At 37.2% G+C, this 14,013-nt stretch carries 13 protein-coding genes; 5 read left to right on the plus strand and 8 right to left on the minus strand.

Annotation, left to right across the window (positions count from 1 at the left end; translation table 11 throughout):
• Nucleotides 1-37: 37 nt before the first annotated feature.
• The 6 genes from DV434_RS01350 to glnA form a co-directional block, all read right to left on the minus strand.
• Nucleotides 38-955, minus strand: a complete 918-nt coding sequence (locus DV434_RS01350; RefSeq protein ID WP_192881515.1) for a glycosyltransferase family 52 — start codon at nucleotides 953-955, stop codon at nucleotides 38-40.
• A 35-nt stretch (nucleotides 956-990) separates the two neighbouring features.
• A complete protein-coding gene (locus DV434_RS01355) occupies nucleotides 991-2,187 on the minus strand; it encodes a flippase (RefSeq protein ID WP_118785899.1) in 1,197 nt (398 codons plus the stop codon).
• A gap of 305 nt (nucleotides 2,188-2,492) precedes the next feature.
• Nucleotides 2,493-3,137: an IS1595 family transposase gene (locus DV434_RS01365; RefSeq protein ID WP_118786135.1), complete on the minus strand. Its 645-nt coding sequence runs from the start codon at nucleotides 3,135-3,137 to the stop codon at nucleotides 2,493-2,495.
• 27 nt (nucleotides 3,138-3,164) lie between these two features.
• Nucleotides 3,165-3,869 (minus strand): hypothetical protein, encoded by a 705-nt coding sequence (locus tag DV434_RS01370; RefSeq protein WP_239992761.1) that lies wholly within the window; start codon nucleotides 3,867-3,869, stop codon nucleotides 3,165-3,167.
• A 210-nt stretch (nucleotides 3,870-4,079) separates the two neighbouring features.
• Nucleotides 4,080-4,202 carry a Wzz/FepE/Etk N-terminal domain-containing protein gene (locus tag DV434_RS11055; RefSeq protein ID WP_275045292.1) on the minus strand — a complete coding sequence of 41 codons (123 nt, stop codon included), beginning with the start codon at nucleotides 4,200-4,202 and terminating at the stop codon, nucleotides 4,080-4,082.
• Nucleotides 4,203-4,400: 198 nt separating this feature from the next.
• Complete coding sequence (glnA, locus tag DV434_RS01375; RefSeq protein WP_118785408.1) at nucleotides 4,401-5,819, minus strand: glutamate--ammonia ligase; 1,419 nt, start codon at nucleotides 5,817-5,819, stop codon at nucleotides 4,401-4,403.
• Nucleotides 5,820-6,050: 231 nt separating this feature from the next.
• Here glnA and typA point away from each other — a divergent pair, with 231 nt between their 5' ends.
• On the plus strand, nucleotides 6,051-7,901 hold the full coding sequence (gene typA / locus DV434_RS01380) for a translational GTPase TypA (RefSeq protein ID WP_118785409.1): 1,851 nt from the start codon (nucleotides 6,051-6,053) through the stop codon (nucleotides 7,899-7,901).
• An 87-nt stretch (nucleotides 7,902-7,988) separates the two neighbouring features.
• On the opposite strand, the gene pdxH is transcribed toward typA, so the two are convergent.
• Nucleotides 7,989-8,621: a pyridoxamine 5'-phosphate oxidase gene (gene pdxH / locus DV434_RS01385; protein ID WP_118785410.1), complete on the minus strand. Its 633-nt coding sequence runs from the start codon at nucleotides 8,619-8,621 to the stop codon at nucleotides 7,989-7,991.
• Nucleotides 8,622-8,811: 190 nt separating this feature from the next.
• On the opposite strand from pdxH, the gene DV434_RS01390 reads away from it, so the two are divergent.
• From DV434_RS01390 to DV434_RS01400, 3 genes are all read left to right on the plus strand, one after another.
• Nucleotides 8,812-9,519: a 7-cyano-7-deazaguanine/7-aminomethyl-7-deazaguanine transporter gene (locus DV434_RS01390; RefSeq protein ID WP_118785411.1), complete on the plus strand. Its 708-nt coding sequence runs from the start codon at nucleotides 8,812-8,814 to the stop codon at nucleotides 9,517-9,519.
• A gap of 274 nt (nucleotides 9,520-9,793) precedes the next feature.
• A complete protein-coding gene (locus DV434_RS01395; RefSeq protein WP_118785412.1) occupies nucleotides 9,794-10,837 on the plus strand; it encodes a YeeE/YedE family protein in 1,044 nt (347 codons plus the stop codon).
• 9 nt (nucleotides 10,838-10,846) lie between these two features.
• The gene (locus DV434_RS01400) at nucleotides 10,847-11,068 is read left to right on the plus strand and encodes a sulfurtransferase TusA family protein (RefSeq protein ID WP_005631077.1); all 222 of its coding nucleotides are present in this window, start codon (nucleotides 10,847-10,849) and stop codon (nucleotides 11,066-11,068) included.
• Between the two features lie 52 nt (nucleotides 11,069-11,120).
• On the opposite strand, the gene nanQ is transcribed toward DV434_RS01400, so the two are convergent.
• Nucleotides 11,121-11,588, minus strand: a complete 468-nt coding sequence (gene nanQ / locus DV434_RS01405; protein WP_105887880.1) for an N-acetylneuraminate anomerase — start codon at nucleotides 11,586-11,588, stop codon at nucleotides 11,121-11,123.
• Nucleotides 11,589-11,831: 243 nt separating this feature from the next.
• Between nanQ and pnp the strand changes: the two genes are divergently transcribed.
• On the plus strand, nucleotides 11,832-13,961 hold the full coding sequence (gene pnp / locus DV434_RS01410; RefSeq protein ID WP_118785413.1) for a polyribonucleotide nucleotidyltransferase: 2,130 nt from the start codon (nucleotides 11,832-11,834) through the stop codon (nucleotides 13,959-13,961).
• The last annotated feature ends 52 nt before the right edge of the window (nucleotides 13,962-14,013 follow it).

Below are 14,013 nucleotides of genomic sequence, written 5' to 3' on the forward strand. Positions count from 1 at the left end.
GTACTTGCTAATCTACGTCAGCCCCTAACTTTATCATTCAAATATTATCTATATCTATAATATTAATACCTAAAGATTTAAAAATATAGTAGGCATCTCGGTATTTTTTGTTGATTAAATTAGAATAACAAGATATTACTTTTACTCTAGGGATATTTTTTACACTTAAAGCAACCGAGCTAAAAAAAGTATATAAATATACTAATTTAGTCGGATTATCTGAAAGATAGTCAGCAATATACTCCTCAAATATTTTATCTGTAGCTATATAATTCACACAGTCCAACTCTAGATTTTCTCTAGGATGTGGAAAATAATAATTAATATTCTCATAATTTAAAAAATCTACTAATTTTTGTTTGGGAATATGAATTTCTGACAATGTCTGGCCAATAAAGAACCTAACTACATTCAAAGGGCTCTTATCTTCATTTGATGTTAAATTATTAGAAATAAGCTCGACCTTCTCAATATTTTTGATAATATTTTCATTATCAAAAATACTGTAATGTAGACGGCTATTCTTTCGATAAAAAGAAACCGTATGTTTTATACGCAAAATAAGCCTTAACATATTCTCTAGAAAAGAAATTTTTTTATCTGAATAATACGAACTTGTCTTAATAAGATTTATTGTACCATCATCAAATGTATAAATATTTTCAAACTTAGTATTACTTGTGATTAACTGAATATAAGAGCAGTCAATACTAGCCAAATAGCATGAATTAAAGTTTTTAATGAATAGAGAAGATACTATCTTCTTAAGCCTAAGCATAGAAAATAACCGAGTAAAAAGGTTATTTTCATTTATTTTGAAAAAATAAGATTGAACACATTTTTGACTTAATCTATCATAATAATATCTAAACTTGTCATTATCAGAATATGCAACAACAAAAAGAATATTATCTTTCAATCCTTTTTTATCTATAATTTTCTCAGCAATTAACATTTGCAACGGTGTCATACATATTATTAAATTCATTTTTATTTAACTCTACTCGTAATCACATACAATACTGGCAAAATTCCCAATGCTCCTAACACACTAGCATAAGGAATATAAACAACATCAGTAAATGCTAATCCTCCCAAAGCTCCTAAATAAATCACTGTTGATAGAATAGAACAAAATGAAATTTCTTTTGTTTTACCATGATAGAACAAATAATTTACTAAAAAGAGATAAGGTATAGTTAAGCTTGTTGCCAATAAGAAAATTGTTATATAGTATCTCACTCCAGCAAAGTGCTCTCCTAGAAAAAATAGCAGCCACTTTTCGGGAATAACTAGTGCTATCAGCGATGGGATAGGTACAATTAATAGCGAAACTAATGCCCATTTATGCAAGTCTTTAAGCTTAATTTTCCCGTGTTTTAATTTTTCAAACAGATAGGGAACCGTAGCTTTATTTACTGCCATGATCACCACTGCAAGTATAGAAGCTATTTGAGCTCCCATAGCATATAAACCTAGATCTGTTTCACTGAAACGATGAAAAATAAAGATTCGGTCCAATTGGCCTTTAATAAAAAAGCTACTATGATGGAAAATCATAGGAAAGCCAAACGCCATTACATAAAAGAATGCGATTTTATATTCCGACAAATTAAATTTTTTCGCTTTATTCCCTTTCTTATAAATAAGATAAGAAAGCAGTCCAACAAAAACATTACTGAATAAAATTGCTAAAACTCGTTTTTCTACTAACTCTGTTTGGTAAATCTCCAACATTAAAATAGTCAGTAATGCATTGGTAAATGTAGAAGATATTTGTATAAATGTATATGGAATTGCTTGTTTTTGGCATTGCCGAATGCTTAGTTGAACATTAAGAAATACTTGAAATATAGCACTTAAAACTAAGTAGAACATAATTTCAGATTGCATAAACCAACAAAAAATCAAGCCTATACCTCCAATGCAGAGTGTATAAGAATAACCTATATTTACGACTAAGTTTAAAGAACGCTTACCATAAACATAAAAATAGCGTGCTACTGCCCCATCTTGACTAAGCCCGATAAAAATAACAAATAACGCTAAGAAGGTTTGATAATAAGATAGCTCCCCAAATCCTTCTAGGCCTAATTTATGGGATAAATAAGGTAATAATAAAAAAGGCACGCATTTTGCTAATAACTCTCCGATTAAATAAATAGAACTATCTTTAATTAAGCTCATTCTTTATTCCTTGCAGATCATAAAAGCATTTAGTTTCATTTTTATTCTCACCAGCTAAGAACGCCTTAATCAGTTTATAAGCCTTTTCAGATGAGATCTCTTGAAAACATGGATTATCCACTGTAGGCAAACATTTTCGGAAAGCATCATAAATTTTGCTAGTACACCAGCTATAACATAGAGTTAACATTAAAGATAATAACTCCTCCCGTACCAATAAAAATAGCCTTTTTCTTCATGACTGCTTTTTATTAGTTTGTATAACCGAACCTAATAAAATAAGGGGCTGTACTAGATAACTAGACCTAAATCCCCTTAACTAATTGTTTTAAAATGGAAATTTGAGATTTTATTTCACTGTTGTTAAAACGCCATTCACATTCCTTTAAATATAGCTCAAAATGCTCTTTGGGAATGCCATTAAACTTCCGTAAGTGGCGTTTTGCTTGATTCCAAAAATTCTCAATTCCGTTTATGTGGTTGTGATTTTCAGCAAAATGCGTGCTGTGATTGATGCGAAAATGGCTAAATTCACTGACATCAAGCACATCATAACTACGAAAAGTATCCGTGTACACAATGCTATCAGGCTTAACTTTCTCTCGGATAATTGGCAATAATGTCGCTGATTGCGCATTAGGGACAACGACGGTATAAACCTTGCCATTTCTTTTGAGAAGCCCGAATACTGCGACTTTTCCCACGGCACCGCGACCACGCTTGCCTTTTCGAGTACCGCCGAAATAGCTTTCATCGGCTTCAATCTCGCCTTCAAACATTTCCAAATGGGGGCTTGTTTGATAGATGAGTAAGCGTAATCGATGAAAGTAATAAGCGGCTGTATTTTTGTTTACATTAACCAATGCACTGGCTGTTCTTGCTGTGACACCTGCGACAAACAGTTCAATGAGTTTATTTTGTTTATGCTGACTTAAGCGACTTTTTCTCATTGGTTTATTCTAACCTAAATGGGATTTTTAGTCGTTATCTAGTACAGCCCCTAAAATAAAGAAAGTAGATAACAATATACCGATAATTAACCCGACAGCAAGAATCAACGCCCTCTTAGGATTATCTTTAACCACAGGATAATCAGGTGGGCTTAAATAATAATACGCTTTTACATTTTCAACCGATTCCAATTGTGAAGCTAATTTATTTAATTTAAATAACTGTCTATCTGTAATATAATAATTAGCTGGGTAAACAACAGGTGTGTTTTTAGCAATATCTAGTTGCGCCTGTAAATATTTTTCAGCGAGTATAAATAAATATGTACCATCTGCTAATTTAGAATCAGAGATATTATTTCCTCTTGAAAAATCTTTAATACCCGCTTTTTTAGCAATATCTAACGCATTTGTTAAGTTTTCAACTTGAACCTTTTTTGCTTCTGTTAGATTCTCTTCAATTTGTTCTTTACTAAATCTCAGCTCATCTAAACAGAGGTTAAATCCCTGTTTAAACTCTTGGTTTGTTTGGTTAAGACTATATTGATTTACAAAATTTACATACTCTGTCAATACAGATTGCGCATCTTTTGGAGTTTCTGCTGAGAAAGTGATTTTCAAACCAATTTTATTTATCTCAGTTAAATCTTTTTTCTTTGGTTCAACTTCATGAACAATCAAATATTTAGCTACAGCATTCTCGATATAAGCATGTTTTTGCGCTTCTGTCATATCCTTTGTATAGTTTTTTAACCATGCAGACTGTTCTAAAAACTTACGTTTTAAATCGTTAGAAAGAAGAAAGTGCTTAAATTGACCATATAGTGAGCTTGATAGAACCCCTTCAGAAAAGTCACTATCGCCAATGATTCGAGCATATTCTGCACGTATAGGTAATAAATGGCCTAGATCAGTTGAACGGGGAACAACAATAACTGCAGTTTAAATCCACTGTTCTTTTGCTGTAAATGCATAAACACCCGCAATAGCCGTACAAAAAAAAGCCGATAGAAAACCCCCAAGTTTTTTATTCCATAATGCTTTTATTAGCTCGATTAAATCTATTTCATTATTATTTTAATAATTAATATCATTCATATTTATGCCTTATTTTAAATATTTTATTTTTCATAATTCTACAGAATATAACCCTTATTAACAATAAGGGTTATGTGAAGATCTTGTAAGAATACATTCATAAGAAAAATGAGGATAATATTACCCGCACTTTCCATGTTAATTTAATCCTTATTGAAATTTTCATTAAGAATAATACATCTCAAACTCAACCGGGTGTGGTGTCATATTTAAACGTTCTACTTCTTTACGTTTAATATTAATAAATGCTTCGATAAAGTCTTTCGCAAACACACCACCTTGCGTTAAGAATTCATAGTCTTTTTCTAATGAATTCAACGCTTCTTCTAGCGAGCTTGCAACTGCTGGAATATCTTTTAATTCTTCTGGTGGAAGATCATAAAGATTTTTATCCATTGCATCGCCCGGGTGGATTTTGTTTACTACACCATCAAGGCCTGCCATCAATAACGCAGCGAATGCAAGATATGGGTTTGCCATTGGATCTGGGAAACGCGCTTCGATACGGATCGCTTTCGGATTGGTTACAGCTGGAATACGAATTGAGGCAGAACGATTGCTTGCAGAATAAGCCAACAATACTGGCGCTTCATACCCCGGAACTAAACGTTTATATGAGTTCGTACTTGGGTTGGTGAAAGCATTTAATGCTTTAGCATGCTTGATGATACCACCGATGTAATAAAGTGCGGTTTCAGAAAGGCCTGCATATTTATCACCTTGGAAAATATTTTTACCGTCTTTGCTTAATGACATATTGCAGTGCATGCCTGAACCATTGTCACCCGTGATTGGTTTAGGCATAAAGCAAGCGGTTTTGCCATGTTCTAATGCAACGTTTTGTACTACGTATTTATAGATTTGTGTTTCATCCGCTTTTAAGGTTAAGCTGTTGAATTTCGTTGCAATTTCATTTTGACCCGCAGTTGCTACTTCATGGTGATGAGCTTCAATGACTAAGCCCATTTCTTCTAAAATTAAACACATTTCAGAACGAATATCATGAGCCGTATCAATTGGAGCAACCGCACAGTAACCACCTTTTTTCAATGGACGATAAGCGTTGTTACCACCTTCGTATTTTTTGTTGGTATTCCAAGCAGCTTCAATATCATCAATGGCGAAAGAAGCGCGGCTCATTGATACATCAAAACGTACATCATCAAATAAGAAGAACTCTGGTTCTGGACCAAAGAATGCTTGATCCGCAATACCTGTTGAACGCATATAATTTTCTGCACGAATTGCAATAGAACGGGGATCGCGATCATAGCTTTGCATTGTCGTTGGCTCATAAACACTACAACGAATAGAAAGCGTTGGAATTTGCGCGAATGGATCGACAACTGCCGTTTCAGCCATTGGCATAAGTAACATATCGGCTTTATTAATAGTTTTCCATCCTTCTACAGAGGAACCATCAAACATCTTGCCGTCTTCAAACATTTCTTCATCCACAAGGCTGACAGGAATGGATACACCATGTTCTTTGCCTTTAATATCAGTGAATCGAAGAAGTACAAATTTCACATTATTTTCTTCAATTAGCTTAAATACATTGGCGATTACATTTGCGTTTGGCATTAGGGAGTCCTCTATATTAGTCCGATTAAAATAAGTGCGTATTATAACGTAACCATACTATTTTTTCATGAGATTTATTTTTCTTATTCTAGTCATAGCAGAAAAAGAAAAATGCATGTATAATTTTTGCCCTTTCGACAAATGTAGAAACGTAGGGTGCAACTCGTTGCACCATTTTTTATGTAACGATGCAATAAGAAATTGCATCTCATCCAATCAAAGCATTAAACAATGAAAAACGAAATTGATATTAAAAAACTCCGTAACATCGCAATTATTGCGCACGTTGACCATGGTAAAACCACCCTCGTTGACAAACTTCTTCAACAATCCGGTACATTTGAATCAACTCGCGGCGATGTTGATGAACGCGTAATGGACTCAAACGATCTTGAAAAAGAACGTGGCATTACCATTCTTGCAAAAAATACCGCGATTAACTGGAATGACTACCGCATTAACATCGTGGACACTCCAGGGCACGCAGACTTCGGTGGCGAAGTTGAACGCGTACTTTCTATGGTGGACTCTGTTCTATTAGTTGTTGATGCGTTTGATGGCCCAATGCCACAAACGCGTTTCGTAACACAAAAAGCGTTCGCTCATGGCTTAAAACCTATCGTCGTAATTAATAAAGTTGATCGTCCTGGTGCGCGCCCAGACTGGGTTGTGGATCAAGTATTTGACTTATTCGTAAATCTTGGTGCAACAGATGAACAGCTAGACTTCCCAATTATCTATGCTTCAGCATTAAATGGTGTTGCAGGCCTTGAGCACGAAGAATTAGCAGAAGATATGACTCCGTTATTTGAAGCCATTGTGAAACATGTAGAACCGCCAAAAGTAGAACTTGATGCGCCATTCCAAATGCAAATTTCACAATTAGACTATAACAACTATGTAGGCGTTATCGGCATTGGTCGTATTAAGCGTGGTTCGATTAAACCAAACCAACCAGTTACTATCATCAATAGCGAAGGAAAAACTCGTCAGGGTCGTATCGGTCAGGTACTTGGTCATCTAGGTTTACAACGTTATGAAGAAGATGTTGCTTACGCAGGCGATATCGTCGCGATCACTGGTTTAGGTGAATTAAATATTTCTGATACGATTTGTGATATCAACGCAGTTGAAGCGCTTCCATCATTAACTGTTGACGAACCAACAGTCACCATGTTCTTCTGTGTAAATACCTCTCCATTCGCGGGACAAGAAGGTAAATACGTCACATCGCGTCAAATTCTTGAACGTTTAAATAAAGAATTGGTTCACAACGTAGCGTTACGCGTAGAAGAAACTCCAAACCCAGATGAATTCCGTGTTTCTGGTCGTGGCGAATTACACCTTTCTGTATTAATTGAAAATATGCGTCGTGAAGGTTATGAGCTTGCCGTTTCTCGCCCTAAAGTAATCTATCGTGATATTGATGGTAAAAAACAAGAGCCATACGAACAAGTAACTATTGATGTGGAAGAACAACATCAAGGTTCTGTCATGGAAGCATTAGGTATCCGTAAAGGTGAGGTTCGAGACATGTTGCCTGACGGCAAAGGCCGTGTTCGCTTAGAATACATCATTCCTAGCCGTGGATTAATTGGCTTCCGTGGTGACTTTATGACCATGACTTCTGGTACTGGCTTACTTTACTCAAGCTTTAGCCACTACGATGAAATCAAAGGTGGAGATATCGGTCAACGTAAAAATGGTGTGTTGATTTCTAATGCAACAGGTAAAGCACTGGGTTATGCATTATTTGGCTTACAAGAACGTGGTAAGTTAATGATTGATGCAAACGTAGAAGTTTATGAAGGTCAAATTATCGGTATTCATAGCCGTTCAAATGACTTAACCGTAAACTGCTTACAAGGTAAAAAACTAACCAATATGCGTGCGTCAGGTAAAGACGATGCGATTGTGCTGACTACACCTGTAAAATTCAGTCTTGAACAAGCGATTGAATTTATCGATGACGATGAGTTAGTGGAAGTGACACCTGAGTCGATTCGTATCCGTAAAAAACTTTTAACGGAAAACGATCGTAAACGTGCAAATCGTACAACGACAAGTACCAGCACGCATTAATAAATAAAGCTAAACGCTAAAATTTAGAAAAAATTAACCGCACTTTGAGGATACAACTAAAGTGCGGTTATTTTTATACTCAATTTACTAAGGAGAAAGTCTTTCTCTAATCCAATTATCACTTGCTTTGTGATAACGAATGCGATCATGTAAACGGCTTGGTCGCCCTTGCCAAAATTCCACGGTTTCTGGCACGACTAAATAGCCTCCCCAATAATCTGGTCGAGGCACGTTTAATGGATGTTTAGCAGCAACCAATGCGGCTTTTGCTAGCAAAGATTTATAATTAGAAATCACCGCACTTTGCTCACTTGCCCAAGCCCCTATACGACTGGTGTAAGGTCGGGTAGCAAAATATTTATCGGATTGTTCTGCTGGAATTTTAACCGCCTTACCTTCAATCCGCACTTGGCGTTCCAATTCAGGCCAAAAGAAAGTCAGCGCGACATAAGGATTGCGCTCAATACAACCGCCTTTTCGACTAAGATAATTGGTAAAAAAGACAAAACCTTGCTCATTGACTTCTTTTAACAAAACCATTCGGCTATTTGGGCGACCTTGTTCATCAACAGTCGCAATATTCATTGCGGTTGGCTCATTGACTTGAGCATGAATAGCCTCTTTCTGCCACTGTTCAAATTGCGAGATTGGATTTTCATGGCAATCATGTTGTGAAAGCACTCGTTTAGTATATTCATCACGAATATTGTGTAACTCCATTTTCTCTCCTTTCAAATTTGATGAAAAATGCAAATAGAATAAAGTCTGTGAAATCGTTCGTCAATTTTCATAAAATAAAACTCAAATGACATCGAATCTTGCAATTATTTGAAATATGCGTATTATCTAGCCCCCTATATTCAACCTCGGGTTCCCTAACCCCGATTTATTTAAACTAAAAAGGTACAACATGAAATTAAACTCTCCGATCTTTAATGATCAACAAAAACGTCGCGCAATCATCTGGCTCAGCTTTTTCCACATATTCATCATTGCAGCGAGCAATTACTTTGTACAAATCCCTTTTGAAATCACGCTAAAATTAACCGCACTTGGTGCAGCAAATAATTTTTCTTTCCACAGCACTTGGGGAACGCTCACATTCCCATTTATCTTTTTGGCTACTGATTTGACTGTGCGTATTTTCGGTGCGGAAGATGCGAGAAAAATCATCTTCGTGGTGATGTTTCCTGCACTTATTGTAAGTTACGTCATATCTGTTTTATTCTCTGAAAGCAAATTCCAAGGTTTCGAATCATTAACGCATTTTGATCTGTTTGTATTCCGTATTGCTATTGCGAGCTTTGCAGCTTACGTTGTAGGACAATTACTTGATGTGATCGTATTTAACCGCTTACGCCAGTTAAAAACATGGTGGGTGGCGCCAACTAGCTCAATGACATTCGGTTCAATGGCGGATACGTTTGTTTTCTTCAGTGTGGCATTCTACCAAAGTGCAGATCCATTCATGGCTGAACACTGGGCACAACTCGGTTTTGTAGATTATCTATTTAAATTATTTATAGGAATTATCTTATTCGTCCCAGCCTATGGCGTAGTATTAAATGTCATTTTACGAAAGCTACAAATGCTCGTAGCAGAACGCGTTCCTGCATAAACCAAATTTCTGGCGCATATAAAACAATTAACCCGCTCTTTTGAGTGGGGTTAATTATTAAGAAGCTCATTAAATCGCTTGAGAGCACCATAAAGTCTTCCCATTATATTCTCTACACTTATATTGCTAAAGCAGTGCGGTAAAAAAGTATAAATTTATAACCGCACTTTTTTATATCAAAAAAACATATTTTCTAGCCAAAAGTTATTGGCGCTACCTTCTTATTTTTTTAGAAAATACCGACCTACTTAGTTCTAAAATAGAAGGAATATTTATGCTTTTAACCGGATTACTTTGCGGAATTTTACTCGGATTTGTCATGCAGCGTGGGCGCTTTTGTATTACTGGAGCATTTCGCGATATGTATGTCACCAAAAATAACAAAATGTTTGTAGCCCTTTTATTGGCGATTACCGTGCAATCCATCGGTTTCTTCCTCTTAAAAGAAATCGGTATATTAAATGTCGATCCGGCTGAAAACTTTGCCTTTTTAGCGGTGATTATCGGTGCCTTTGTGTTTGGTGTCGGCATTGTTCTTGCTGGCGGTTGTGCAACAGGCACATGGTACCGAGCTGCAGAAGGCTTAGTCGGCAGTTGGATCGCGTTATTCACTTATATGTTATTAAGTGCCATCATGCGTACTGGCCCATTAGGCGAATTCAATAAAGCTTTACGCAGTATCAATATTGAACAACGCAATATTTACGATACATTCGGTATTTCACCTTGGTGGTTAGTCGCATTATTAACTTTAGTGACAGCTTTCTATGTTTACAAACATCTCAGCAAACCCAGCGTAAAAGTCGCGGCATTAAAACCAAAGAAAACGGGACTTGTCCACTTATTATTTGAAAAACGCTGGCACCCATTTTTCTCAGCCGTGTTAATCGGATTAATCGCTCTTGCCGCTTGGCCACTCAGTGTTGCTACAGGTCGTGAGTTTGGACTTGGGATCACTGGTCCATCAGCTAATATTATGCAATTCCTTGTTACTGGCGATGGTAAATTTATTAACTGGGGCGTATTCTTAGTCTTAGGGATTTTTATTGGGTCATTCATCGGTGCTAAAGCAAGCAATGAATTTCGTGTTCGCGTACCAGATGCTACCACGATTCTACGCAGCGGACTCGGCGGTATTCTCATGGGCATCGGTGCAACCCTTGCGGGTGGCTGCTCTATCGGTAATGGCTTAGTCGAAACTGCCTTTTTCTCTTGGCAAGGTTGGGTCTCATTGCCATTGATGATTCTCGGCACTTGGGTGACCGCCTACTTCACCATTATCCGTCCACAACGTTTAAAATTAACAAAAGCATCATAAGGAGTTTATATGATCGTTAAATTACCAACACTCGGCCTTGTTTGCCCATTTCCTCTCGTTGAAGCCAAGGAAGCTATGGCTAAGTTAAATAAAGGCGATGGCCTAGAAATTGAATTCGACTGCACACAAGCCACTGAAGCCATTCCCGCTTGGGCTGCTGAAGAAGGTTATGAAGTGACAAACTTCGAACAAATTGATGATGCCAAATGGTCAATTACGGTGATTAAATAATAAAAAAGAGCGGTTAAAAACAAAAACATGTTTAACCGCCCTTTTTCAAAAATTAAATTAATTTAACAGGTACTTTTACGACTAATTTTTTAATTTTTTCTGTTTTTCCATTGACTACACAGCAAGGTTTATGCGGTTCGTAAGGATAGAATACAGCGAACATTTTTGGCTTCATTGTGACGGTGAATTTATCATCAATATCTGCACAAAGTTGATAATCATCCGCTTCGTTATAAGATTCATATTTAGACAAATCAGGATAATTAGCGCCAACTTCTATATTTTCCGTACCGCGGATTAACACCTGAACATCTAAGTATTCATGATGTAACTCTGCTTTTTTACTGCTTGGCTCTGCAGTTTCTGGTTCCATTACGTTCATATAAATTTGATCGTTAATATCATGGCGACCATTTTCTAACGCATTCAAATCTAACGTATTCAAATAATCACATACTTCAGCAATCACTTTTGGTAAACCAACTTTAAAATTCGGGCTGGTTAAGCTGCTAATAATCATAGAATTTTCCTTATAGTGGATAAAAGTTATCCTATGATACCAAGTCGGTTAAATGAAATAAAGTTACCAATCACACAAAAACCTCTGTATAATGCTTAAGCTTTATTTTCTACATTAGCGTGCGGCTATCAAAAGCAATTTTAAGCGCTCGAAAGTGCGGTTATTTTTACAAAAGATTTCTTTTGCTAGTCGCAATCTGGAAAATAAGGCACTGTTTTTAATATAAATTTTAAGGAAAACATTGTGAATCCAATTGTTAAACAATTTAAATACGGTCAACACACCGTTACTCTAGAAACCGGCGCGATTGCACGTCAAGCAACAGCTGCGGTTATGGCAAGCATGGACGATACCACTGTATTCGTGACTGTTGTTGCTAAAAAAGATGTGAAAGAAGGCCAAGACTTCTTCCCATTAACCGTAAACTACCAAGAGCGTACTTATGCGGCGGGTAAAATCCCTGGTGGTTTCTTCAAACGTGAAGGTCGCCCATCTGAAGGCGAAACCTTAATTGCACGTTTAATCGACCGTCCAATTCGCCCATTATTCCCAGAAGGTTTCTTCAACGAAATCCAAGTTGTGGCGACTGTGGTTTCTGTAAATCCACAAATCAGCCCAGACTTAGTGGCAATGATCGGTGCTTCTGCAGCATTAACCTTATCTGGTGTACCTTTCAACGGCCCTATCGGCGCGGCGCGTGTTGGTTTTATCGACAACCAATTCGTATTAAACCCAACTATGGCTGAACAAAAACAAAGCCGTTTAGACTTAGTGGTTGCGGGTACTGACAAAGCCGTATTAATGGTTGAATCTGAAGCAGACATTTTAACTGAAGAACAAATGTTAGCGGCAGTTGTATTCGGTCATCAACAACAACAAGTTGTGGTTGAAGCGATCAAAGAATTCGCAAAAGAAGCAGGCAAACCACGTTGGGATTGGGTTGCGCCACAACCAAATACAGATTTAATCAACAAAATAAAAGCGATTGCTGAAGCACGTTTAGGCGATGCATACCGCATTACTGAAAAACAAGCTCGTTACGAACAAATCGATGCGATTAAAGCAGATGTGATTGCACAAATCACAGCAGAAGATGAAGAAATCAGCGAAGGTAAAATCGTAGATATTTTCACCGCACTTGAAAGCCAAATCGTTCGTGGCCGTATCATTGCAGGTGAACCACGTATTGATGGCCGTACCGTTGATACCGTTCGTGCATTAGATATTTGCACAGGTGTATTACCACGTACTCACGGTTCTGCAATTTTCACCCGTGGTGAAACGCAAGCATTAGCCGTTGCAACGTTAGGTACTGAACGTGATGCACAAATCATTGATGAATTAACCGGTGAACGTCAAGATCACTTCTTATTCCACTACAACTTCCCTCCATACTCTGTAGGTGAAACCGGTATGATTGGCTCACCAAAACGTCGTGAGATCGGTCACGGTCGTTTAGCAAAACGTGGTGTAGCAGCAGTTATGCCAAGTCTTGCGGAATTCCCGTATGTAGTGCGTGTTGTATCTGAAATCACTGAATCTAACGGTTCTTCCTCTATGGCATCTGTATGTGGTGCATCTTTAGCATTAATGGATGCGGGTGTACCAATCAAAGCGGCTGTTGCAGGTATCGCAATGGGCTTAGTGAAAGAAGAAGAAAAATTTGTGGTGCTTTCAGATATCTTAGGTGATGAAGACCACTTAGGTGATATGGACTTTAAAGTAGCTGGTACACGTGAAGGTGTGACCGCCCTTCAAATGGATATCAAAATTGAAGGTATCACCCCTGAAATTATGCAAATTGCATTAAACCAAGCGAAAAGTGCGCGTATGCACATTCTTGGTGTAATGGAACAAGCAATCCCTGCTCCACGTGCTGATATCTCCGATTACGCACCGCGCATCTACACAATGAAAATTGATCCTAAGAAAATCAAAGATGTCATTGGTAAAGGTGGCGCAACAATTCGTTCATTAACTGAAGAAACTGGTACATCAATTGATATTGATGACGATGGTACAGTGAAAATCGCTGCAGTAGATAGCAATGCAGCGAAAAACGTAATGGGACGTATTGAAGAAATCGTTGCAGAAGTTGAAGCTGGTACAATTTACAAAGGTAAAGTGACTCGTCTTGCTGACTTCGGGGCATTCGTAGCAATCGTTGGAAATAAAGAAGGTTTAGTTCATATTTCTCAAATTGCTGAAGAGCGCGTAGAAAAAGTTAGCGATTACCTCCAAGTGGGCCAAGAAGTAAACGTAAAAGTTGTTGAAATCGATCGTCAAGGTCGTATTCGTTTAACAATGAAAGACTTGGCTCCAAAACAAGAAACTGAAATTAACCAAGAAGATTCTGTAGAAGAACAGGAATAATCTTGGAATATCGAATCAAAACTTGGTAGCACTCGCTGCCAAGTTTTGTTGT

This window comes from Haemophilus haemolyticus (genome assembly GCF_003493685.1).
GTDB lineage: Bacteria > Pseudomonadota > Gammaproteobacteria > Enterobacterales > Pasteurellaceae > Haemophilus > Haemophilus haemolyticus_O.